The following is a 22,001-nucleotide window of genomic DNA, read 5'->3' as shown; positions in this document are numbered from 1 at the left end:
TCGCGGGAGGGCGGCCGGAATGCATTTGATCGATTGGGCGATGTTCACCGGGGCCATTCGGCCCCGGACATTCATGAGTGCGCTGTGCTTGAACTCATCGTCATTTCAACCCTGAACGGCGTGTTGTTCGGCATGCTGCTCTTCCTGCTGTCGAGCGGTCTGACCGTCATCTTCAGCATGATGGGCGTGCTCAACTTCGCCCATGCCAGCTTCTACATGCTCGGCGCCTTCTTCGGCTTCCAGCTCACGAAGTGGATCGGCTTCTGGCCGGCGCTGGTGCTGGCGCCGCTGCTGGTCGGCGCCATCGGCATGGCGGTCGAGCGCTATGGCCTGCGCAACACCCACAAGCACGGCCATGTCGCCGAGCTGCTGCTGACGTTCGGCTTGGCTTTTGCGATCGAAGAGATCGTGTCGATGATCTGGGGCAAGAGCCCGCTCGACTATCGCGTGCCGGCGCTGCTCGACTTCCCGGCCTTCACGATCTTCTCGACCAACTATCCCGCCTACAAGATCTTCATGCTGGCGATCTCGGTCGTGATCTTCGTGGCGCTGCTGCTCGTGCTCAAACGCACCCGCGTCGGCCTCATCGTCCAGGCTGCGCTCACCCATCCTCATATGGTGGGCCATCTCGGTCACAATGTCGGGCGCGTGTTCATGGTGGTGTTCGGCGTCGGTAGCGCGCTGGCCGGGCTTGCCGGCGTCATCGCCGGCCCCGCTCTGGTGACGCAATCGGACATGGCGGCTTCGCTCGGGCCCATCCTGTTCGTGGTCATCGTGTTCGGCGGCCTCGGCTCTTTGCCGGGCGCCTTCATCGCATCGCTCGTGATCGGACTGGTGCAGACCTTTGCGGTGGCACTCGATGGCTCGCTGGCGAGCGCCTTCGGCCCGCTCGATCCATCGACGGGACCGTCTGTCCTCACCGATATCTGGAACGTCACGATCGCGCAGGTCGCGCCGATCGTTCCCTATATGCTGCTGGTGCTCATTCTGATCGTTCGCCCCATGGGCCTGATGGGGACGCGCGAGTCATGACCGCTGCAACAACATCGAGCGTCACAGCAAAACCCGCGGGTGAAAATCTGCGCTTCTACGGTATCTGGCTGATCGGCATCGCCGCGCTGATCGTCCTGCCGCAGGTGTTCTCGTCGGGCGGCTCGCTGACGTCCTTCAGCCTGATCGGCATCGCGATCGTCTTTGCGCTGTCCTACAACATCTTGCTCGGCCAGACCGGCCTGCTGTCGTTCGGCCATGCGGTTCACTACGGCCTTGGCGGCTTCGCGGCTTGCCACATGATGAATGCGGTGGTGTCGCGCGGCTGGCCGATCCCGCTCCCGTTCATTCCGCTGTTCGGCGGTATCGGCGGCCTCGTCTTCGCAATGATCATCGGCTGGGTCATGACCAAGCGAGCCGGCACGGTGTTTGCGATGATCTCACTCGGCATCGGTGAATTGGTGGCGTCCTCCTCGCTGATCCTGCGCTCCGTGTTCGGCGGAGAGTCCGGCATCACGACGGACCGCACCGCGCTGCCGAAGATGCTCGGCTGGTCGTTCGGGCCGCAGCTTCAGGTCTATTATCTGATCTCCTTCTGGTTGGTGCTATCAGCCATCGCGATGTACGCCCTGACCCGGACGCCGCTGGGGCGGATCAGCAATGCCGTCCGCGACAATCCCGAGCGTGTCCAGTTCATCGGCTACGATCCTCACGTCGTCCGCTACCTCGCTTATTGCTTTGCCGGGTTTTTCGCAGGCGTCGCCGGCGGCCTGACCGCGATCAATTTCGAGATCGCGAACTCCGCGCTGCTCGGTGCGATCCAGTCCGGTCTGGTGCTGTTCTCCACCTTCATCGGCGGCACCGCTTTTTTCTTTGGTCCAATCCTCGGCGCGATCCTGGTCACCTATCTCCAGCTCGGGCTGACCAACCTCACCACGGCATGGCAGCTCTATTTCGGCATCATCTTCATCGGGATTGTGATGTATGCGCCGGGCGGAATTGCAGGTCTTCTGATGATGCATCGGCCGCTGATCCGCGCCGGGACGTTGTGGACGGTGATCCCGTCCTATCTCGTCGCGATCGTGCCGACGGTCGCGTTGGCTTGCGGCGTGATCTTGACCATCGAAACGGTCGCGCGCTATTCCGGCGGAGACCCCATCAATCTCTTCGGCATTCCCTTCAATCCGACCTCGCCGATGACGTGGCTCACCGCAGCGGTTCTCGTTGTCGGCGGCGCGTTTGTCGCGCGGCTGACCTGGCGGCGGATTGCGGAGGCGTGGGACCGCGCCGCCACGGTTGCCCGTGATCGGGGGTATCTGGCATGAGCGGAGCGGTATCTGGAAAGAGCCCAGCGATCGAAGTCCACGCCGTCGAAAAGCGCTTTGGCAATGTCGGCATCATCCGCGACCTCAACCTCAGCGTCGCGCAAGGCGAGCGGCATGCCATCATCGGCCCGAACGGCGCCGGCAAGTCGACGACGTTCAATCTGATCAGCGGTCATATCAAGCCGACCTCGGGCGAGGTGAGGCTCAATGGCGATTTGATCTCCGGCCTGCAGCCGTTCGAGATCAACCGGCGCGGCCTGTCGCGCTCGTTCCAGGTCACCAACGTGTTCGCCCGCATGTCGGTCTGGGAGAACGTGCGCTGCGCCGTGCTGTGGGCGACCGGCCACCGCTACGCCTTCTGGAAGAACGTCGACAGCCTGCCTGAGGTGCGCGAGCGCACCGCTCAGATCCTCGACGACATCCATCTGACTCATCGGCGGGATGTTCCGGCCGGTCTCCTGACCTACGCCGAGCAGCGCGAACTCGAGATCGGCATCACCATCGCGAGCGGCGCCACCGTCGTCATGCTCGACGAGCCGACCGCCGGCATGAGCCACGCCGAAACCGACCGCGCGGTGTCGCTGATCCGGCGCTTGACCGAGGGCAAGACCCTGGTGATCGTCGAGCACGACATGAGCGTCGTGTTCGGGCTCGCGGACCGCATCTCGGTTCTGGTTTACGGCCACATCATCGCGTCGGGCACGCCGGAAGAAATCCGCCGCGATCCGAAGGTCAAGGAAGCCTATCTCGGCGAGGAAGCGCACTGATGCTCGAGGTCAGGAATCTCCACGCCTATTACGGCAAGAGCCACATCCTCCAGGGCGTCGACCTCGATGTCGCCGCAGGCGAGGTCGTGAGCCTGCTCGGCCGCAACGGCGTCGGCCGCTCTACCACGGTCAAGGCGATCATGGGCGAGGTCGCCCCGCAAGGCACGATCCGCTTCAAGGGCAAGGATATCGCTGGTCTGCCCAGCTACAAGATCGCGCATCTCGGCCTCGGCTACGTGCCCGAGCATCGCGACATCTTCCCGAGTCTGACGGTTCGGCAGAACCTGCTGCTCGGTGTCAAGGACACGCGCCGGCCCGGCAAATGGCGGCTTCAGGACATGCTCGACATGTTCCCCAATCTCGCCGCGCGCGCCGATACGGCCGCGGGTGTGCTGTCCGGCGGCGAGAAACAGATGCTCACCACATGCCGCACGCTGATGGGCGATCCCGACCTCATCATGATCGACGAGCCGACCGAGGGGCTGGCGCCGTTGATCGTGCAGCAGGTCGGCGATCTCATTGCCCGCATCGCACAGGCCGGCGTGGCGATTTTGCTCGTCGAGCAGAAGCTGTCGATCGCGATGCGGATCTCCAAGCGCGTCTATATCATGGGTCACGGCCGCGTCGTGTTCGAAGGCACGCCGGACGAGCTCAAGGCGAATGCCGCCGTACGGCAGGAATGGCTCGAGGTCTGACGTCACCTCTGGTGACGTGGTCGTGAACGGCTGCGGCTCGCGCATACGTATCTGTATTCTGCGCTACATCTCACGCCCCATAATCAAGGTATCGTCTGCCTCGCCGCCATCGCGTGCGATGCGGCCGATGATAACCAAGAACAGAAGTGGAGGATGTTGACGGCGGCCTGTGGGGCCACGCGTCGACGCACTCTGCCAGGGAAGGAGATGCCGCGCATGCTCGGTCAGACATTCAAGCTCATCGGCGGAGCTGTCGCTCTGCTTGCCGTCCTGGGCGCTGCCTCGGCAGCTCGCGCCGGAAATTACGACACCGGCGCGACCGATACCTCGATCAAGCTCGGCCAGACCATGCCCTATTCCGGGCCGGCGTCCGCCTATTCCGCGATCGGCCGCGCTGAAATCGCCTACTTCAAGATGCTCAACGAGAAGGGCGGCATCAACGGCCGCAAGGTTGAGCTCCTCAGCATGGACGACGCCTACTCGCCGGCGAAGACGGTCGAGCAGGTGCGGCGCCTTGCCGAGAGCGACGAAGTCTTCGCGATGTTCTCGATGCTCGGCACCGGCCCAAACATCGCTGCGCAAAAATATCTCAATGCCAAGAAGATCCCGCAGTTGTTCCCGTCGAGTGGCGCCAGCCGCTGGAATGATCCGCAGCATTTCCCCTGGACCACCGGCTCGCAGCCGACCTACAGAACCGAGGGGCGCGTCTACGCCAAGTGGATCCTGGCGAACAAGCCCGACGCCAAGATCGCCGTCATCACGCCGGACGAGGATCCGGGGCGCGACTATCTCGCAGGCTTCAAGGAAGGGCTCGGCGAGCACGTCAGCCAGATCGTGTCGGAAGCCGTTTACGAGACGACCGATCCGACGGTCGACTCCCAGATTGTCAAGTTTAAGGCCGCGGGGGCCGACGTGCTGTTCAACGAGTGCACGCCGAAATTCGCGGCGCAGGCGATCAAGAAGGCCGCCGAGCTCGGCTGGAAGCCGCAGATCATTCTTCCGGCTGTCTCCAATTCCGTCGGCTCCGTGCTGATCCCTGCCGGGCTCGAGAATGCCGTCGGCATCGTCACCGGCGCGTTCCAGAAGGATCCCGGCGATCCGCGCTGGGCGGATGATGCCGGCATGAAGGCCTGGCGTGAATGGATGAAGACCTACAATGCGGGTGCGGACCCCGCCGATATCTTCAATGTTACCGGCTACACCATGGCGCAGATGATGGAGCTGGTGCTGCAACGCGCCGGCAATGACCTCACGCGCGCCAATTTGATGAAGCAGGCGCAGTCTTTCAAGGACGTCGAGTTGCCGATGCTGCTGCCGGGCATCAGGCTCAACACCTCGGCCGAGCAGGTCACGCCGATCCGGCAATTGCAGATGGCGCGCTTCAACGGAAAGTCCTGGGAGCTGTTCGGCGACGTCATCGGCGAATAACATCCAGATATCGATTGATAGCTTCCTCCAGCCACAGTGTAGACATGACGACACCGACCGGTCCTCTCAGCGGCATCCGCGTTCTCGATCTGACGAGCGTGCTGTTCGGTCCCTATGCCGCGCAAATGCTCGGCGATTGGGGCGCCGACGTCATCAAGGTGGAGCCGCCGTCGGGTGACAATTGGCGCTACACCGGCGTGTTTCGAAACCGCGGCATGAGCGGCCAGTTCATGGCGGTCAATCGCAACAAGCGCAGCCTCGCGCTCGATCTCAAGCATCCCGACGGCAAGGCGGTGTTGGCAAAGTTGATCCCGACGGTCGATGCGCTCGTCACCAATGTGCGCCCCGCAGCGATGGCGCGGCTCGGCTTCGGTTACGGGGACTGCGCAAAGCTCAATCCGCGGCTGATCTACGCCGCCGCGACCGGCTTCGGCCAGGACGGTCCATGGGCGGCACGCCCGGCCTTCGACGAGATCATCCAGGCCGCCTCGGGCCTGGCATCATCGATCGGATCGGATGAGGAGCCGCAATTCGTCCCCAGCCTGATCGGTGACAAGATTTGCGCCATGGCCATGGTCGGCGCGGTGTCCGCGGCCTTGTTCCGGCGCGAGCGCACCGGACAGGGCCAGATGGTCGAAGTGCCGATGCTGGAGACGATCGCGGGCTTCAACAGCATCGAGATGCTGGGCGGGCACGCCTTCGATCCTCCGATCGGCCCGACCGGATACAAGCGGATGAAGAACCGGCGTCCGGTGAAGACCAAGGACGGCTGGCTGACGATGCTGCCCTATTCCGGGGACAATTGGTGCGCCTTCTTCGAGGCCGTTGGCCGTCCTGAACTAAGCGACGAGCTCGGCGTGCGCGATCCCGTGCTGCGCTCCCAGAATATCGACAAAATCTACGATCGCATGAGCGAGATCGGACCGACCCGCACCACGGCCGAGTGGGAGGAATTGCTGCTGCGGCTGGACGTGCCGCACACGGCCTTCGCCCGGCTCACCGAGATTGGCGAGCAGCCGCATCTCGCCGCCGTCGGGTTGTTTGCGGATATCGATCATCCGACCGAAGGCCGCATCCGGCAGGCCCGCCCCGCAACGAAATTTTCCGAAAGCCCCGCCGGCATCCATCGCATGCCGCCGCGCCTCGGTGAGCATTCGCGCGAGGTGCTGCGCGAAGCGGGCCTGAGCGAGGGTGAAATCGAGACGCTCGTTGCGAACAAGGCAGTTGGCGCGCCCTAAGGCGCGCCGCTCTGGCGTCAGCGTTTGCCGATCGCCGACGCCGTTACGGTTGTCGCCTCAAAGCTCTGCTGCCAGTACTGCTCGACCTGTTGGATCAGGGCGGCCGGCAACGGAACGTAATTGAGCGTTTCGGCCTGCGATTTTCCGTTGTCCAGCGACCAGCGCACGAAGTCGATGGCTGCCGCCGATCTCTCCGGCGATTTCGGCTTGATCGGCATCAACACAAAGGTCGTCGCCGTGATCGGGTAGGCATCCTCGCCGGGCGCGTTGGTGAGAACCAGGTGGAAATCCTTTTCCGCTTTCCAGTCCGCGCTCGAGGCAGCCGCCTGGAACGATGCGGCGTCGGGGACGACGAAATTGCCGGCGCTGTTCTGCACCACGCCGAACGAGATCTTGTCGAGCCGTTGCAGCGCATAGGCATATTCGAGGTATCCGATCGAGCCGGGCACGAGACCGACGAGCGAGGCGACGCCGTCATTGCCCCTTCCGCCCACGCCGACCGGCCACTCGACAGCCGTGCCTTCGCCAACACTCGTCTTCCATTGCGGGCTAACCTTGGAGAGATAGTTCGACCAGTTGAACGTCGTGCCGGAGCCGTCGATGCGATGAACGACGGTGATCGGCGCATTCGGCAGCTTTAGGTCGGGATTGATCGCGCGAATGGCCGGATCATTCCAGGATTTGAGCTTGCCGAGATAGATGCCCGCGAGCACCTCGCCGGTGAAGTGAATCTGGCCCGGCTTGACGCCGTCGATGTTGACGACCGGAACGACGCCACCGATCACGATCGGAAACTGGATCATGCCGAGCTTCTCCAGCTCCTTAGGATCAAGCGGCATGTCGGTGGCGCCGAAATCGACAGTGGCCTTCTTGATCAAGCCGACGCCGATACTCGATCCCACCGCCTGATAGCTGACGGTGTTGCCGGTCTTTGCCTTGTAGGCGTCGATCCATTTCGCCATCACGGGCGAAACGAAGGTTGAGCCTGCACCCGTGGTCTCGGCGGCGAAGCTTTGCGTCGCGACGACCAGGGCGGTGAGGACGATCGGTAGCCTGAGATGTTTCATCATGCATGCGAAATTAGCAGCATGAGCCGGAGGCCTATGTGGCCTACGTCACAAAAATGTAATGGATATCAGAACCATCTGGTTTGGCTGCAACGTGATGTCAGCCCGCCGTGACTGAAAACGCCTGCCCCCTTCAAGAACCAAGGTTGCGTGCCACCGTGATCAGAACAGCCGCGAGCACGGCAAGCGAGATCGAGATGGCCAGGCCTTTCGCGAGACTTCTTCTATAGTTTTCGGGAAAGACGATGAAGCCGGTGGTGAGCAGCGCGAGGCCAGCCACGACCGAAGCAATCTGCGAGAGAATTGAGGACACCTGCTCATCCTCCGATAGGCCGCCTCACAGAGGTTAGGGCCAAGGTTGCCGCGGTCTAACGCAATTCTCTGTGATTCCGGTCACATCCTGTCCGCGTCGCCTCCGAAGGCGGACATTCTGCCGCGCAGGTCCGCCAGCCCCTGGCCAGCCTCTCAGCCACCAGCTTCAGTCCCCGGTCGCCCTTCCGCCCGCGCGAGCCGTCGTATATGAGAGATTTGTCACTGGTACGGACCGAAAATCGCCGGATACGGAACGGATGGTGGCTGCGATTTCTTAATCCAAAGATCGCAATCTGACCGATGATCGACGCAAGTGCTGACAGGCAACCGGGGTATGGCATGAAAGACCGACTGACGACGGCGCAATCCAAGGAAACGATGCGGCGTTGGGGGCCTCCCGGAATTGTGATGTTCGCGGCAGTGGCTGCGCTGACCGCGCTGAGCACAGGTGCGATGGCTGCGAAGCAGCCGCGCCAGACCGCCGAGGCAGTTGCGCCGCGCGAAGCCGGCGAGCCGATCATGGCGGTCGTGTCGATCAAGAGCCAGCAGGTCACCTTCTATGACGCCGAGGGCTGGATCCTGCGTGCGCCGGTTTCGACCGGAACCACGGGGCGCGAGACGCCGGCCGGTGTTTTCGCCGTCGTCGAGAAGGACAAGGACCACCACTCGACCATGTATGACGATGCCTGGATGCCGAACATGCAGCGCATCACCTGGAACGGCATCGCGCTGCACGGCGGACCGCTGCCCGGCTACGCGGCCTCGCACGGCTGCGTGCGGATGCCCTTCAACTTCGCCGAGGGGCTGTTCGAGAAGACCAATATCGGGATGCGGGTGATCATCTCGCCGAACGACGCCGCTCCGGTCGACTTTTCGCATCCTTCGCTGTTCGTGCCGAATAAGGAGGCCATTGCTGCGGCTCCCGGCCGTATCGGCAAACTCGCAGCCGAGGCCGAGGAGGCCACCAGGGCGGCCGACGAAACCAAGAAGGCTGCTGCCGCGGCGGCGAAAGAAGCGCAATCGCTCCCGGCGTCGCTGCGCAAGCTCGAGCAGCAGAAGGCCCGCGCCGACGCCGAGAACGCCTATGCCGACAAGCTGGTTGCGAATGCCAAGAACGACCAGGCCAAAGCCAAGGCCGACGAGCTGAAGCAGAAGGCCGCAACCAAGGCCGCGGATGCGGCGACTCAGTTGGACGCCGCCAAGGCCGCCGCGCAGCCGAAGCGCGATGCAGTTGCCGCAACCAAGGATGCCGCCAAGGCCGCCGCGACCAAGAAGACCGATGCTGTCAAAGCGTCGACTGACGCAAAGCTCGCACTCGAACCGGTCTCGGTCTACATCAGCCGCTCGACCCAGAAGCTCTACGTCCGTCGCAACACCCATAAGCCGGCGCCGGACGGCGGTGGCGAGGTGTTCGACACCAGCATCGAGGTTCCCGTCACCATCCGCAATCCCGACCAGCCGCTCGGCACCCACATCTTCACGGCGATGGCGAAGAACGACACGGGCCTGCGCTGGAGCGTCGTCACGATCGACGAGGGCGACAACGCCAAGGACGCACTCGACCGCGTCACCATCCCGCAGGAGATCATCGATCGTATCGGGCCGACCGCATTGCCGCGGTCCTCGATCATCATCTCGGACGAGCCTCTGAGCGCCGAGACCAACTACCGAACCGAGTTCGTCGCGGTCTTGAGCAACCATCCCCAGGGTGGCTTCATCACGCGCAAGCCGACCGCGCCGCCGATGGAAATTGCCAGCGACGATGGCTGGGGCAATGGCGGCAACGGCTTCGGCTTCTTCTTTGGGCAGCGCGATCCGGCGCCACAACCGGTCAATCCGCGCCGGCAGCGCGGCGGTCAGTACCAGTACTATCAACCGGCGCAGCCGATGCAGCGGAGCTTCTGGTAGGACGCGGGCCGCATCGTTGGCCTCGCAGTTCAGCCGATCGATCGCAGAAGCCGCGCGGCTACGACGACTGGCTTAGACGGGAGGCCGCCATGAAATCTACGAACAGGCGGACGCGCGGCGCTACCGGATGGCCGGGCTGAAACGTGGCGAATAGTTCGATCTCGTCGCATGAATATTCGGTGAGGCACGCAACGAGCCGCCCGGCTTGCAGGTCCTCAGCCACGTCCCAAAGGGCCTCTGACGAAAGGCCGCGCCCTTCCAGAGCCCAGCCGTGCAGCACGTCACCGCTGCTGCTGGAGAGATGACCGCCGACCGCGATCTCCTCCACACCGTGCTCTGTGTGAAAGCGCCAGCGATCGTGCAAGTGGTGTCGGCGGGCGAGGCGCAGGCAATCGTGATCCGCCAGATCCGCGGGCCTCTTGGGCGTGCCGCGCGCCGTCAGATAGGACGGCGCTGCGCAGAGCACGCGCCGCGTCGAGGCGATCTTGCGCGTCATGACCGCCGGATTGTCGGGCCGATCAACGCGAAGCGCGACGTCAATTCCATCCTGCCCGACTTCGAGGCCGGCGTCGGACAGAACCAGATGGGCTTCGAGCCCCGGATGCCGCGCCGCAAATTCCGCAAGCAATGGTGCGATCCGCCGTCGGCCAAGCTCCATCGGTGCTCCGACCTTCAAGAGCCCGCGGGCGGCCGCGCCTCGCGCGGAAACCTCCGCTTCCACGTCGCGCATCGTCGCAAGAAGCCTGCGGCAGTGCTCGTAGAACAGCGCCCCCTCTTCGGTCAGCCGAAACCGTCGCGCGTTGCGTTCGGCGAGGCGCACGCCAAGGCGGTTTTCCAGCGCGGCCAGACGGCGGCTGGTCGCCGGAGGCGAGGAACGCAACGCCGTGGCGCCCGCGGAGATTCCGCGCGCTTCAACGATCGTACAAAATAGCTCAATATCCCCAATGCTATCCGTCAAGATAATACCCTTATGTTTCCATCTATCGGAAACATAGCATGCTTTCGCACCACTTTCCGGCGCGCGTGTGATCACACATTTTCTGGCCATCAAAGCGAGGAGCTAGATCATGCGTGCAATACAATTCGAAGCCTTTGGCGATCCCTCGGTTCTGAAATTGACGGAGGTCGCAAAGCCGGTTGTCGGCAACGACGCCGCGCTGGTGCGGGTCATCGCAGCGTCCATCAATCCCAGTGATGTCAAGAACGTGGCTGGGGCCATGAGCCAGACGACGCTGCCGCGTATCCCGGGTCGGGATTATGCAGGTGTGGTCGAGACGGGACCCGTTGAATGGCGTGGTGCCGCGGTCTGGGGCACTGGCGGCGATACCGGCTTCACTCGCGATGGCACCCATGCAGAGTTTATTGCAGTGCCGCTGGCGAGCCTCAGGCGCAAGCCGGAAAATCTCAGCTTCGAGCAGGCGGCGTCTGTCGGTGTCAACTACGTCGCCGCGTGGTGCGGCATCGAGGCGGCCGGCCTGGAGGCGGACGAGACGATGGTTCTGATCGGTGCCGGCGGAGGCGTCGGTGGCGCCGCGGCGCAGATCGCCAAGCGCCTCGGCGCTCGCGTGATTGGTGTCGATAGGCATGCGCCGCACCAGGACGCGCCGATCCACGCCATCGCGGAGAAACTGTTGATCGATCCAAAGGATCTGCCCGCGGCGATTCGCGCGGCCACGGGCGGCAAGGGCGCCGATGTCGTGTTCGATCTCGTCGGTGGCGTGATGTTCCGCAGTGCGGTCAACAGCCTGGCTCTGCGGGGGAGGCTCGTTGAAATCTCCGCGACCGGTCAACGCGAAGTCGGCTTTGACCTCGCCGATTTCTACCACAACGAAAGCCGATTGTTCGGGGTGGATACGCTCAAGCGCGATCTTGCGGCGTCAGCGCAGGTGCTTGATGCGCTGACACCGGGGTTCGCCGCCGGCGACTACCGCGCGGCACCGATCACGGAAACCTGTGGGCTCGCTGAAGCCCAGGAGGCGTATCGCAAGGTCGCAACGGGATGGACAGGTCGCGTCGTGCTCCGGCCCCAGCAATAAGAGGGTGACGATGACCGGATATATGGTCTCCCTGCTGATGGGTGCGGCCGTCGGCGTCGCCTACGGCCTCGTCCAGGTTCGCTCGCCAGCCCCTCCATTGATCGCGTTGGTCGGTCTGCTGGGAATGGTGCTGGGAGAACAGGCAATCAAAGCGGCGCGAGTTCATTTCGTACAGAGCGATGCATCAGTGCGGCAGGCGCCCAACGATGTTCAGAAACCGCGCGGTGTAGTATCCGATCAAATGCCGAAACCAACTACGGACGCGCTGTGATCACCAGGGCCTGAATTCCAGCTTCGACCGGTCCGGGTCCGTGGCGCATTCGGATCGCCTCGGCGACGGCCTCAGTTGCAGCCTGAAGCTTGCCTGCATCCCTTGCCTCGATCTCGCTCCGCAGCGGCGTCCCCTGGCAGTAGGCAATTGCGACGTAGTCGGGCGTTGGCGCGCGGCTCACCGCAGAAAGCGTTTCGATCGATATGTGGCCGAACCCTGCTTGTTCCAGATCGGCCTTGATGGCGGTCTTGTCGTGATAGCCGTGCGGCGTCCGCGCCATGAAGCGGGGCGGATCATCGGGAAACATCTTGCCGAGCGCGATCGTCGCGTCATGCGCGAACACATTGTCCTCGATGCGGTCCCAGACATTGAACACAAACGCGCCATCCGGCCGCAGCACCCGCTTCGCCTCCGCGTAACCCTTGATGCGGTCCGGAAAGAACATGGCGCCGAACTGGCAGCAGACCACGTCGAACGTGGCATCGTCGAAGGGCAGGGCGGTGGCATCAGCCTGGCGCCATGAGATGCGATCGTCCTCGCCCTGACGCTGCGCCGCGACGGCGAGCATCGGCTCGTTGAGGTCCGTTGCAATGTAACGGACGTCGCGCGGCAGCGCAGCCGCAACAGCGCGTGTCACCGCGCCGGTGCCCGCCGCCGTCTCGAGTAGCACCGTGGGAGAGAGCGCCGCGACGCGCCTTGCGATGTCGTCGGCATAAACGGAAAAGATCAGCGGGACGAGATACTCGTCGTAAAGCTTCGGAATCGAGCCGGCGAAGACCTTGTCGGTTGCGGACATGCTTGCCTCGCTGAAATCTGGGCAGGACGGGGTATGCTATCACGGATAGGCCGCGTGCCGTCCTTCCCCAGCATTGTCCTGGCGAACGCCAGGACCCATAACCACCGTCAGTAATTGTGGGACGACGGCGTGGCCGCTCGCTCGCCACAATCACAACCATTCGAGATAATGGGTCCTGGCTTTCGCCAGGACGACGGCGAAATTTAAGTACCCTCCGGGCTACTGACTGGCGGCTTTGCTGGGCACCCAAATTCAGATTGCACCCGCTATCCATTCCCTCTAATTGTCTTGGACAAGTGACCAAATTAAATGGTCATACGCCAAAGGGCGTGGTCAGGGATGGATATCGCAGCATGTCGCAGGCGGATGGATTTGGGCTGGCGGGCGTCATCGGAATGCCGGTCGCGCATTCGCGCTCGCCTGTCATTCATAATTACTGGCTGAAGGCGCACGGCATTCGCGGCGCCTATGTGCCGCTCGCGGTCAAGCCGGAGCGGCTCGAGGATGCGCTCGACGGCCTGATCGCGCTTGGCTTCCGTGGCTGCAACGTCACCATGCCGCACAAGCAGGCGGCAATGCCGCTGCTGACCCGCGTCAACGAGACCGCAAAGCGCATCGGCGCCGTCAACACCATCGTCGTCGAAACGGACGGCACGCTCTCCGGCTTTAACAATGACGGTAACGGCTTTGTGCAAAGCCTGCGCGACGCCAAGGCCGACTGGCGCGGCGACGCCGGACCGATCCTGCTGTTGGGGGCGGGCGGTGCCTCGCGTGCGGTGGTCGTGGCGTTGCTCGAAAACGGCGCGCGCGAGATCCGCATCGCCAACCGCACCACTGAGAAGGCGCAGGCCATCGCGAAGGAGTTCGGCGCCGCCGTCAGCACCATTGCTTGGAACGACCGTAGCGCCGCACTTGCCGATGTCGCGCTTCTCGTCAACTGTACCGACCGCGGCATGGTCGGCAAGGACGCGCTGGAGATCGACTTGTCGCGGCTCAAGCCCACGACGCTCACCGCCGATCTCATCTATACGCCGCTCGAGACGCCGTTCCTGGCCGAGGCCCGCGCGCGCGGCTGCGTCACCGTGAACGGACTCGGCCTGCTGCTTAACCAGGCGCGGCTCGCCTTCAAGGCCTGGTTCGGTATCATGCCGGACGTGACGCCCGAGCTGATCAAGGCCATCGAGGCCACGTTCTGATCCGAACGCCGGGGAGTTTGCGCCATGACAATGCCGGCGTCCCCCAGGATCGATTGCCACATCCACGCTATCGATCCCGTTCGCTTTCCGTATGGTGAGGATACGCCATACCGGCCGAGCGGGCAGGAGATCGCGACGGCGGCGCAGCTCATCCGCGTGTTCGACGCCTTTGATGTCCGCCACGCGCTCGTGGTGGCGACCAACACCGGTTACGGCAGCGATAGCCGTATCCTGCTCGACACGCTGGAGCAGGGCGGTGGCCGCTTCAAGGGCGTTGCCGTCGTCGAAAACGACGTCGACATCGGGGAGCTCGAACGGCTGAAGGCAGCCGGCGTGATCGGCGTCGCCTTCAACGTGCCGTTCCACAGCGCCGACTATTATCTCAAGGCAGCACCGCTGCTGGAGAAGCTGACGAGCCTTGGTCTGTTCCTGCAAATCCAGGTCGAGAACGATCAGTTGATCCCGCTCTTGCCGCTCATCGAAAAATCACACGTGCGTCTGGTGTTCGACCATTGCGGGCGTCCCTCGGTCGCGCAGGGGATGAAGGGCAAAGCCTTCCAGGCCCTGCTCGCGATCGGCCGTGAGCGCGATGCGCACATAAAGCTCTCCGGCTATTACAAGTTCTCGCAGCAGCCGCATCCTTATGAGGATATCTGGCCGTTCATCGCCGCGCTGGTCGATGCTTTCACGCTCGACCGTTGCGTCTGGGGCTCGGACTATCCGTTCCTGCGCGCCGCGGAGCGGCTCGATTACGGACCACTGCTCGCGGTGCTGACAAAGCTGTTTCCGGACCCCGGCGATCAGCATCGCCTGCTGTGGCAAACGCCGGCAAGACTGCTCGGCTTCGACGGCGCGGCGGATCAAACAAGATAACAACAGAGCCAAACGGGAGGGACATCATGAGGCATCTTGCAGGGCCGCTCGGCATCGCCATTGCGGCATCGCTCTCGGCGGGCGGGGCTAGCGCGCAGACCACGGTCTATATTCCTGATGTCATCGAGCTGTCCGGGCCCGGCGCGGTCTCCGGTACCAACTGGCGCGACGGCGTTGCGCTCGCGGTCGACGAGATCAACAATGCCGGCGGCATTTTGGGCCGCAAGATCCAGACCGAGCATCTCGACACCCAGAGCAATCCGGGCATCTCGCGCGCGCAGGTGCAGAAGGTGTTGGACAGGGAGCCCTATGTCGTGCTCGGACCGATCTATTCCGGCTCGGTCAAGGTCAACATGGCGCTGACGCAACAGGCCGAGATCCCGCAGATCGTCGGCGCGGAAGCCGCCGACATCACCACGCAGGGCAATCCCTGGGTGTTCCGCACCGCCTTCGGCCAGCAATTCTCGATGCCTAAGATCGCCAACTATCTGCACGACCGCCTCAACGTGAAGTCGGTCGCGGTGGTCTGGGTCAACAATGATTTCGGCAAGGGCGGCCGCGATAATTTCGTGAAGGAGATGAAGGCGCGCAGCATCGAGGTTGCGGCCGATATCTCGACCGAGCAGGGCCAGGTCGATTTCGGCTCGGACGTCATCAAGCTGAAAAGCGCCAAGGCGGAGGCGATCTTCGTCTACACCAACGAGGAGGAGAGCGCGCGCTTCCTGATCGAGGCGAAGCGGCAGGGCTTGTCGACGCCGCTGTTCGGCGAGACCACGCTGCTCAGCCAGAAGGTGGTCGAGCTTGCCGGCCCCGCAGCCAACGGCGTGCGTGGTCATGTCGGCCTCAGCGCCGACGCGCCGGTGCCCGCGATCGAGGAGTTCACGAAGAAATTCAGCGAACGCTTCAAGTACCGGCCCGATCACAACGGCATCAAGGGCTACACCGCGGTCTATCTTATCAAATATGTCACCGAAAAGATCGGCAAGTTCGACAGCAAGGCCTTTGGCGCAACGATGAAGGGCCTGACGCTGACACCCGACAAGGCCCCGGGCATGCTGATGGAAGCAAGCTGGGACCAGAACGGCGACATCGACCGCGCGAGTTTTCTCGCCGAGATCGTCGACGGCAAGCAGAAGATCGTCGAGACGCTGCCGAAGCTGAAGAGCGGGAAGGGCGAGTGAGGGAGGCAGCCTATTGCGCGGGTGATGTTGCTCGACATGCCATTTTCGGGCAGTCTCCAAAACATGAAAACCACGCTGCTGAAATCCGAAGATTACACCCGCTCGCCGTGGAAGAACGGCGGCGGAATTTTTACCGATATCGCGGACGCGCATCGGGCAGATAGCCCGGTGAAGGATTGGGACAGCCTGCTGTGGCGCTTCGCCGCGACGCCGATCGTGGCGCCCGGCGCCTTCTCCTACATGCAGGGCATCGACCGCTTGCAGATGGTCGTTGGCGGGCGCGGTCTGGTGCTCAAATCGCCGGGGCTGGAGTTCGACGAGCGCGAGCCCTTCACGACCGTCCGCTTCACCGGCGAGCTCGACATCGTGACTGAGCTCGAGGCCGGCCCGGTCGAGGTCGTGAACCTGATGGCACGGCGCGGCGCAGTTGAGATCGACCTTCTGGCGCTCAGAGAGCCCGGTGATCGGCAATTGTCCGCCGGCACGCATCTCCTCTATGCGGCTCGCGGCGATTGCAGCATCCGTCTCGGCGGCGCTGATTTTGCGATTTCGCACGAAAACACGTTGAAGGTCGAACTGACCGGGGCGTCGACGCTCGCGCTCGTCTCGGGGCTGGCCGTGCTGGGATCTATCCAAATCCTGGGCTGAACGGCGGTCCTGCCCGCCAGAGCGATGCGCACAATCCATGCAACTGGCTAGGTTGACGCCGCCGCGCCGGAGCACGATATCTCCCCGATGCAGACCGCAGCCCAAGGGCAGGATATGAACGCGCCGCCAAACAATGAATCCGCCCGTTCCGGCAGCGATGCCGTCGTCGACTGGCTGACCAACGGCACACACGACCAGCGCTTCATCGACAACATCTTTGCCGAGATGTGCGTCCGGCTGCAGCAAGCGGGCATTCCGCTCAAGCGGTCGACGCTTCATGTCCTGATCCAGCACCCGCAATGGCTCGGTGCTCGTTTCATGTGGTCCGATGGCATGCGCGAGGCGGAGATCTCGCGGGTCGATTTCGATGTGCGGGAGCGGTCCGAATATATCGGCAGCCCGGCCAATGAGATGCAGGACGGTGCCGCCGAGGTGCGCGAGAATCTCGAACAGGACCCGTCGCTCGGCCGCAAGCACGCCCTCTATGACGAGATGAGGGCAAAGGGCCTGACCGATTACGTGGCCTGGCCGCTCTACCACACCCTCGGCAAGCGGCATCTCGTCACGTTCTCGACCGACCGTCCCGGCGGTTTTGACGCGACGCATATCGCCAGCCTGAAGCAAGTGTTGCCGGTGCTGGCGCTCGTCAGCGAAATCCGCATCAAGAACCGCCTGGCGCGAACGTTGCTCGAGACCTATGTCGGCTCCCATGCCGGCGAGCTCATCCTGGCCGGCGCCACAAGGCGCGGCACCGGGACAACGGTCCGCGCCGCGATCATGATCTGCGATCTGCGCGAGTTCACCAAGATCTCCGACAATTGGCCGCGCGACGACGTCATCGATCTCCTCAACGACTATTTCGATGCGATGTCCGAGCCGATCGCGCGCCACGGCGGCGAGATCCTGAAATTCATCGGCGACGGCCTGCTCGCCATCTTCCCGCTCAACGAGCCCAACGCCTGCGCAAACCTGCTGCATGCCGTGACCGAGGCGCGTCAGGCCATGGTCGCCCTGAACGAAAGGAACAGCGCGACCAGCCGCGCACCGTTGAATTACGGCATCGGCGTCCATGTCGGCGACGTCATGTACGGCAATATCGGGTCGAGCACCCGGCTCGACTTCACGGTCATCGGTCCCGCCGTCAACATGGCCTCGCGTCTGGAAGCGCTGACCAAGCAGCTGGGAAAAACGGTGCTGCTGTCGCGCGACTTTGCGGAGCTGGTGAAACGGGAGTTCGAGCTCGAGCGGGTAGGCCAGCACGCCGTGCGCGGATTCAGTGAGCCGATCGAATTGTTTGCGTTTCACGGGTGAGGGTCGAAGCAAGCTCCGGGAGTTCGACGACCGACCGGGTGGTCACCAGATGTGACCAAAGATCTTCCGCACAATCACTGAAAGAGACGGCGATGAACGCGAATCTTCCTAAGACGAATGCGCCGGGTGGCGACTATGTGTCGGTCATCGTTCACGGCGGCGTTGCCTATGTCAGCGGGCAATTGCCACGCCGGGGCGATGAACTCGTCTTCAAGGGCAAGGTGGGCGCCGAGATCGATCTCGCGAGCGCGCAGCGTGCAGCGGCCATCTGCGCCGAGCTGTGCCTCGCGGTCCTCGCGGAAGCCGTCGGCGGGCTCGACCGGGTCGAACAGATTCTCCGAATAACCGGCTATGTCGCCTCCGCGCCCGGTTTCGTACAGCAGTCGCAAGTCATGAACGGCGCCTCGGAAGTTTTCGTGGCACATCTCGGCAGCAGAGGCCGGCACGCGCGAACGTCGGTGGGTGTGGCCGAACTCCCGCGCGGTGCCCCGGTCGAGATCGATATCATCGCGGCCATCGGGACCGCGTAGTGATCTCCGGGAACGGCCCGGCGGCGGCAAGGGCCGAGAGCGGCGCCTTTACGCACCTGAACGCCGCCGGCGCCGGTCTGATGCCCGAGAGCGTCGTTACGGCCATCAAGTCTCACCTCGATCTTGAGGTGAGACGCGGCGCGCACTGGGCGGCGGCCGATGCGATCGGCGCCATCGAAGAGACGCGCATCCTGGCGGCCGGCTTGATGGGCGTTGCCCCGACGCATCTTGGCTTCGGCGAGCAGGCAAGCCGGCTCTGGGCGGTTGCCATTGCATCGATGCCGCTGAAGCGCGGGGATCGTATCCTGATCGCACGGAACGATTGGGGTGGAAATATTCTGAGCGCCGTGCGGCGTGCAGCTTGTGCCGGAGCCGAGGTGATCAGACTGCCCATGACGGGGAAGGGGCTGATCGACATCGAGAAGGTCGCCGCACTGGTGGACGAGCGCACTGTCGCGATCTGCGCGTCCGCCGTTGCCAGCAGTTTTGGACTGCGCCAGCCCGTCGAGGCGCTCGGCTCAATTCCGCGACCGGAGAGCTGCCTCTACTTCGTCGACGCAGCGCAAGCCATCGGCCAGTTTGACCTGACGCTACCGGCGGCATCTGCCGACGTCATGGTTGCGCCGGGCCGGAAGTGGCTCAGGGGCGGTCGCGGGCAGGCGATGATGGCGCTATCGGACCGGGCATTGCGCCGTCTGGCGCAGCCGATTGTCATCGACCAGAGTGCCGGCGCCTGGTGCCCGGACGATAGCTTCCTGGTGCGGGAGGATGCCAAACGCTTCGAGGCCTGGGAATTCTCCGCCGCCGGCCGTCTTGGCCTGCGGGCGTCCCTTCAGGAACTCGATCGCATTGGCCGATCGCATGTTCGCGCCCACAACGCCGAAAAGCTGCGCTGTTTGGGTGCGAATTTGCGCGACGTCCCCGGTCTCACGGTGTTCGAGGACGAGGATGCGGATGCGGCATTCCTGACCTTCCAGCATGCGCTGCTTCCCGCGGACACCATTGTCGACCAACTGGCGATGCGCGGCATCGCGGTCGCGTCCGTTGGCCTCGACTATGCCCGGTGGGAACTCGAAGCGCGGGGCCTTACGAAAATCGTGCGCGTGGCGCCTCATGTCTACTCGACCGACGATGATATCGGGCGGTTCACCGAAGAGCTCGTGCGTCTTTCGACACAGGCAGGCCAGGATCGCGGCCATTCAGCCCAAAGATAAACGCACTCAGCGAACCCGCGCGTTACGTCTTGCTCGCCGAACGGGCGGGCTTCTTGCGTAACGAATCCGGATCGTCAGTCTCTTCCTGGTCGACCTCGACGGCAAAGCCCGCGGAGACGACCTGCTTGCTCTTGTTGCGCAAGTGCATCTTCAGGATGGCGGCGAGCGTAACCGGATCTCTCCGCACGAGCGCGTTGAGAATCCCCTCATGCTCGCTCATAGCCTCGTCCCAACGGTGATTAGGCATTGCGGCGACGAACCGTGCTCGGCGGATACGGGCGCCGATCTGTTCGTACAGGGTCTGTAGAACGACGCTGCGCGAGGCCTTCACGATGGCCTCATGTATCCGGCGGTTGAGAGTGTAGTAAGGGGCGAGCTCGCGACGCTGATGGTAGAGGGCCATCTCGTAGTGCATGGCCTTGATTTCAGCGAGTTCCTCGTTAGTCATCCGGGCAACGGCCAATTCGCCGGCCAGCGCTTCGAGCGCACCCAGCACTTCATAGAGCTCGTCGACATCGCGCGTCGTGAGAAGAATCACGCGCGCTCCCTTGTTCTGGGAGAGCGTCACGTGGCCTTCCGCCGCGAGAACCTTCAAGACCTCGCGCAAAGGCGTCCTCGAAATCTTGAATCTTTCGCACAGCTCTCGCTCCGGAATCTTTGAGCCGGGCGGCAGAACGCCGTCGACAATCATGGTCCTGATCTGAGCGACGAGCTCATCGTGGCTGATGCTTGCGCTGGCGTTGCCCATGTCCTGTCCGTCAGTTGCCGGACTTCCCTACGAGATTTGCATGCATTTTGGAAGCTTATAGCCAGTCCTGGCTTGACGAGCCAAATAATGCATGCATTATTGCCGGATATCGCCGTATATCTTGGGAAAACATCCGATAATTCCAGATAATGAATGCAAATGGAGGAATTAATGACTGCTGCTCAAACTGCTCCCGCCCGCGACCTGTCGAGCGGTCTGCGTCTGGACGACGAGCGCTTTCCGGATGCGATGGGGTGGCGCGCCAAGTTTGGTGTTCTGACGCCGGCCCCGAACACCATCGTCGAGAGCGAATTTCACGAGATGGCCCCGCGCGGCGTCATCAACGTGGTCAATCGGTACTACGTGCCGAACCAGAAGGTTCGCTCGGACGACGATTGGCGCCTGATCATGGCGCACACGCGCCAGAACGTTGCCAACGCCGTCGACGCGCTGGTCCAGGCCCAGATGGATCACCTGATCATGGGCATGTCGTCCGAAAGCTTCATGGGCGGCGTCGAGGGCAGCATGGCCCTTCGAAAGGAGCTCAAGGACCGCGCCGGATGCGATGTGACCGTCGGTGCGGAAGCCGCGGAGCGCGCTTTCGAAGCGGTCGGTGCCAAGCGCATTGCTCTTCTCACGCCGTATTATCCCGTCATCGATCAGAACGCGGTCCGCTACTTCACCGAACGCGGCTACGACGTGGTCGCGACGGAAGGGCTCAAGTGCAAGAGCATCATCCATGTGGGTTCGCAGCGCGCGGATACGTTGATTCCCGCGGTCACGAAGCTTGCTGCCGCCAAGCCGGACGCAATCGTTCAGCTCGGGACCAATCTGAGATTTGCCCGCATCGCTGACGAAGCCGAGCGCTGGCTCGGCCTTCCCGTGTTCTCCGTCGGCACGGCGATCTATTGGACGGCGCTTCGCAAGATGGGAATCAACGACCAATTCCCGGGGTTTGGCTCGCTGTTCGAGCGGCACTGACGCTGTCGAGCGCTCAGCGACTTCAATAAGCAAACATAGAGGAAATACCCATGACGCCTTCAAAGTGGCGCGCGCTCGCGCTTTCGCTGTCGCTAACCCTGTTCACCGCGGCATCCGTCCCTGCGCAGGACGCGCCGATCACCAGACGAGAGATCCTGAAGACCGAACTCCAGGGCCTTCAGGGGATGGACGGCATCATGTACGTCACGGACATTGCGCCGGGAGCAGCCGCGCCGCGACACTCCCATCCCGGATATGAATTCAATTATGTCCTCAAGGGTGCGCTGACGTTCGAGATCGACGGCGAGCAGCCGAAGACGATCAGCGCCGGCCAGGCAACGTTTACGCCTCGCGGGCACATCCACAAGGTGACCAACGCCAGCAGCACAGAGCCTGCGCAAATCGTCGTCGTTCTGATTCACGAAGAAGGCCAACCGCTTGCCCTGAACGCGAAGTAACAGGCTCAACACCAGCCTCCGGAACAGC

Annotated in this window: 23 protein-coding genes; 18 read left to right on the top strand and 5 right to left on the bottom strand. The window is 63.2% G+C overall.

Going from position 1 to position 22,001, the window contains the following annotated elements; translation table 11 throughout:
• Positions 1-84: 84 nt before the first annotated feature.
• From UB31_RS36860 to UB31_RS36835, 6 genes are all read left to right on the top strand, one after another.
• Positions 85-1,032 (top strand): branched-chain amino acid ABC transporter permease, encoded by a 948-nt coding sequence (locus UB31_RS36860; protein ID WP_044999747.1) that lies wholly within the window; start codon positions 85-87, stop codon positions 1,030-1,032.
• Entirely contained in the window at positions 1,029-2,315 is a 1,287-nt protein-coding gene (locus tag UB31_RS36855) for a branched-chain amino acid ABC transporter permease (RefSeq protein WP_044999746.1), read from the top strand. Before UB31_RS36860 ends, UB31_RS36855 begins: the two co-directional genes overlap by 4 nt.
• Positions 2,312-3,082, top strand: a complete 771-nt coding sequence (locus tag UB31_RS36850) for an ABC transporter ATP-binding protein (RefSeq protein WP_044999744.1) — start codon at positions 2,312-2,314, stop codon at positions 3,080-3,082. Before UB31_RS36855 ends, UB31_RS36850 begins: the two co-directional genes overlap by 4 nt.
• Complete coding sequence (locus UB31_RS36845; protein WP_044999742.1) at positions 3,082-3,777, top strand: ABC transporter ATP-binding protein; 696 nt, start codon at positions 3,082-3,084, stop codon at positions 3,775-3,777. Before UB31_RS36850 ends, UB31_RS36845 begins: the two co-directional genes overlap by 1 nt.
• A 216-nt stretch (positions 3,778-3,993) precedes the next feature.
• Positions 3,994-5,205 carry an ABC transporter substrate-binding protein gene (locus tag UB31_RS36840; protein WP_044999795.1) on the top strand — a complete coding sequence of 404 codons (1,212 nt, stop codon included), beginning with the start codon at positions 3,994-3,996 and terminating at the stop codon, positions 5,203-5,205.
• A gap of 44 nt (positions 5,206-5,249) precedes the next feature.
• Complete coding sequence (locus tag UB31_RS36835; RefSeq protein ID WP_044999740.1) at positions 5,250-6,443, top strand: CaiB/BaiF CoA transferase family protein; 1,194 nt, start codon at positions 5,250-5,252, stop codon at positions 6,441-6,443.
• Positions 6,444-6,460: 17 nt separating this feature from the next.
• Here UB31_RS36835 and pstS read toward each other — a convergent pair whose 3' ends face one another.
• On the bottom strand, positions 6,461-7,513 hold the full coding sequence (gene pstS, locus UB31_RS36830) for a phosphate ABC transporter substrate-binding protein PstS (protein WP_044999739.1): 1,053 nt from the start codon (positions 7,511-7,513) through the stop codon (positions 6,461-6,463).
• Between the two features lie 130 nt (positions 7,514-7,643).
• Positions 7,644-7,823 carry a hypothetical protein gene (locus UB31_RS36825; RefSeq protein ID WP_044999738.1) on the bottom strand — a complete coding sequence of 60 codons (180 nt, stop codon included), beginning with the start codon at positions 7,821-7,823 and terminating at the stop codon, positions 7,644-7,646.
• A gap of 338 nt (positions 7,824-8,161) precedes the next feature.
• Here UB31_RS36825 and UB31_RS36820 point away from each other — a divergent pair, with 338 nt between their 5' ends.
• Positions 8,162-9,730, top strand: a complete 1,569-nt coding sequence (locus tag UB31_RS36820; RefSeq protein ID WP_044999737.1) for a L,D-transpeptidase — start codon at positions 8,162-8,164, stop codon at positions 9,728-9,730.
• Positions 9,731-9,788: 58 nt separating this feature from the next.
• Here the strand turns inward: UB31_RS36820 and UB31_RS36815 are convergent, their stop codons facing one another.
• A complete protein-coding gene (locus UB31_RS36815) occupies positions 9,789-10,763 on the bottom strand; it encodes a LysR family transcriptional regulator (RefSeq protein ID WP_197090907.1) in 975 nt (324 codons plus the stop codon).
• Between the two features lie 34 nt (positions 10,764-10,797).
• Here UB31_RS36815 and UB31_RS36810 point away from each other — a divergent pair, with 34 nt between their 5' ends.
• A complete protein-coding gene (locus tag UB31_RS36810) occupies positions 10,798-11,766 on the top strand; it encodes a quinone oxidoreductase family protein (RefSeq protein ID WP_044999735.1) in 969 nt (322 codons plus the stop codon).
• Between the two features lie 10 nt (positions 11,767-11,776).
• Complete coding sequence (locus tag UB31_RS36805; RefSeq protein WP_045014397.1) at positions 11,777-12,037, top strand: DUF1427 family protein; 261 nt, start codon at positions 11,777-11,779, stop codon at positions 12,035-12,037.
• On the opposite strand, the gene UB31_RS36800 is transcribed toward UB31_RS36805, so the two are convergent.
• Positions 12,021-12,833 carry a class I SAM-dependent methyltransferase gene (locus UB31_RS36800; protein ID WP_044999732.1) on the bottom strand — a complete coding sequence of 271 codons (813 nt, stop codon included), beginning with the start codon at positions 12,831-12,833 and terminating at the stop codon, positions 12,021-12,023. The two genes, UB31_RS36805 and UB31_RS36800, sit on opposite strands and share 17 nt — an antisense overlap.
• A 353-nt stretch (positions 12,834-13,186) precedes the next feature.
• On the opposite strand from UB31_RS36800, the gene UB31_RS36795 reads away from it, so the two are divergent.
• The 7 genes from UB31_RS36795 (at position 13,187) to UB31_RS36765 (ending at position 19,786) form a co-directional block, all read left to right on the top strand.
• Positions 13,187-14,029: a shikimate dehydrogenase gene (locus UB31_RS36795; protein ID WP_044999731.1), complete on the top strand. Its 843-nt coding sequence runs from the start codon at positions 13,187-13,189 to the stop codon at positions 14,027-14,029.
• A gap of 24 nt (positions 14,030-14,053) precedes the next feature.
• A complete protein-coding gene (locus UB31_RS36790) occupies positions 14,054-14,902 on the top strand; it encodes an amidohydrolase family protein (RefSeq protein ID WP_045014396.1) in 849 nt (282 codons plus the stop codon).
• 26 nt (positions 14,903-14,928) lie between these two features.
• The gene (locus UB31_RS36785) at positions 14,929-16,083 is read left to right on the top strand and encodes an ABC transporter substrate-binding protein (protein WP_045014395.1); all 1,155 of its coding nucleotides are present in this window, start codon (positions 14,929-14,931) and stop codon (positions 16,081-16,083) included.
• A gap of 63 nt (positions 16,084-16,146) precedes the next feature.
• Entirely contained in the window at positions 16,147-16,731 is a 585-nt protein-coding gene (locus UB31_RS36780) for a HutD/Ves family protein (RefSeq protein WP_044999728.1), read from the top strand.
• Positions 16,732-16,845: 114 nt separating this feature from the next.
• A complete protein-coding gene (locus tag UB31_RS36775) occupies positions 16,846-18,042 on the top strand; it encodes an adenylate/guanylate cyclase domain-containing protein (RefSeq protein WP_044999727.1) in 1,197 nt (398 codons plus the stop codon).
• 92 nt (positions 18,043-18,134) lie between these two features.
• A complete protein-coding gene (locus tag UB31_RS36770; RefSeq protein WP_044999725.1) occupies positions 18,135-18,572 on the top strand; it encodes a RidA family protein in 438 nt (145 codons plus the stop codon).
• Positions 18,572-19,786, top strand: a complete 1,215-nt coding sequence (locus UB31_RS36765; protein WP_045014394.1) for an aminotransferase class V-fold PLP-dependent enzyme — start codon at positions 18,572-18,574, stop codon at positions 19,784-19,786. The genes UB31_RS36770 and UB31_RS36765 overlap by 1 nt, the downstream gene beginning before the upstream one ends.
• A gap of 22 nt (positions 19,787-19,808) precedes the next feature.
• Here the strand turns inward: UB31_RS36765 and UB31_RS36760 are convergent, their stop codons facing one another.
• Positions 19,809-20,534 (bottom strand): GntR family transcriptional regulator, encoded by a 726-nt coding sequence (locus UB31_RS36760; RefSeq protein WP_063775655.1) that lies wholly within the window; start codon positions 20,532-20,534, stop codon positions 19,809-19,811.
• Positions 20,535-20,705: 171 nt separating this feature from the next.
• Between UB31_RS36760 and UB31_RS36755 the strand changes: the two genes are divergently transcribed.
• A complete protein-coding gene (locus tag UB31_RS36755; RefSeq protein ID WP_197090906.1) occupies positions 20,706-21,515 on the top strand; it encodes a maleate cis-trans isomerase family protein in 810 nt (269 codons plus the stop codon).
• A gap of 50 nt (positions 21,516-21,565) precedes the next feature.
• On the top strand, positions 21,566-21,973 hold the full coding sequence (locus UB31_RS36750) for a cupin domain-containing protein (protein ID WP_044999721.1): 408 nt from the start codon (positions 21,566-21,568) through the stop codon (positions 21,971-21,973).
• Positions 21,974-22,001: the final 28 nt, after the last annotated feature.

Origin of the sequence: Bradyrhizobium sp. LTSP849 (assembly GCF_000938255.1) — a bacterium.
Lineage (GTDB): Bacteria > Pseudomonadota > Alphaproteobacteria > Rhizobiales > Xanthobacteraceae > Bradyrhizobium.
This window is presented reverse-complemented; position numbering and strand designations above follow the sequence as displayed.

Coding starts and splice junctions, on each gene's coding strand:
- UB31_RS36785 (WP_045014395.1), top strand. CDS start 14,929: ATGAGGCATCTTGCAGGGCCGCTCGGCATCGCCATTGCGGCATCGCTC.
- UB31_RS36850 (WP_044999744.1), top strand. CDS start 2,312: ATGAGCGGAGCGGTATCTGGAAAGAGCCCAGCGATCGAAGTCCACGCC.
- UB31_RS36750 (WP_044999721.1), top strand. CDS start 21,566: ATGACGCCTTCAAAGTGGCGCGCGCTCGCGCTTTCGCTGTCGCTAACC.
- UB31_RS36755 (WP_197090906.1), top strand. CDS start 20,706: ATGACTGCTGCTCAAACTGCTCCCGCCCGCGACCTGTCGAGCGGTCTG.
- UB31_RS36845 (WP_044999742.1), top strand. CDS start 3,082: ATGCTCGAGGTCAGGAATCTCCACGCCTATTACGGCAAGAGCCACATC.
- UB31_RS36800 (WP_044999732.1), bottom strand. CDS start 12,833: ATGTCCGCAACCGACAAGGTCTTCGCCGGCTCGATTCCGAAGCTTTAC.
- pstS (WP_044999739.1), bottom strand. CDS start 7,513: ATGATGAAACATCTCAGGCTACCGATCGTCCTCACCGCCCTGGTCGTC.
- UB31_RS36805 (WP_045014397.1), top strand. CDS start 11,777: ATGACCGGATATATGGTCTCCCTGCTGATGGGTGCGGCCGTCGGCGTC.
- UB31_RS36760 (WP_063775655.1), bottom strand. CDS start 20,534: ATGGGCAACGCCAGCGCAAGCATCAGCCACGATGAGCTCGTCGCTCAG.
- UB31_RS36810 (WP_044999735.1), top strand. CDS start 10,798: ATGCGTGCAATACAATTCGAAGCCTTTGGCGATCCCTCGGTTCTGAAA.
- UB31_RS36820 (WP_044999737.1), top strand. CDS start 8,162: ATGAAAGACCGACTGACGACGGCGCAATCCAAGGAAACGATGCGGCGT.
- UB31_RS36770 (WP_044999725.1), top strand. CDS start 18,135: ATGAACGCGAATCTTCCTAAGACGAATGCGCCGGGTGGCGACTATGTG.
- UB31_RS36795 (WP_044999731.1), top strand. CDS start 13,187: ATGTCGCAGGCGGATGGATTTGGGCTGGCGGGCGTCATCGGAATGCCG.
- UB31_RS36775 (WP_044999727.1), top strand. CDS start 16,846: ATGAACGCGCCGCCAAACAATGAATCCGCCCGTTCCGGCAGCGATGCC.
- UB31_RS36855 (WP_044999746.1), top strand. CDS start 1,029: ATGACCGCTGCAACAACATCGAGCGTCACAGCAAAACCCGCGGGTGAA.
- UB31_RS36835 (WP_044999740.1), top strand. CDS start 5,250: ATGACGACACCGACCGGTCCTCTCAGCGGCATCCGCGTTCTCGATCTG.
- UB31_RS36780 (WP_044999728.1), top strand. CDS start 16,147: ATGAAAACCACGCTGCTGAAATCCGAAGATTACACCCGCTCGCCGTGG.
- UB31_RS36840 (WP_044999795.1), top strand. CDS start 3,994: ATGCTCGGTCAGACATTCAAGCTCATCGGCGGAGCTGTCGCTCTGCTT.
- UB31_RS36790 (WP_045014396.1), top strand. CDS start 14,054: ATGACAATGCCGGCGTCCCCCAGGATCGATTGCCACATCCACGCTATC.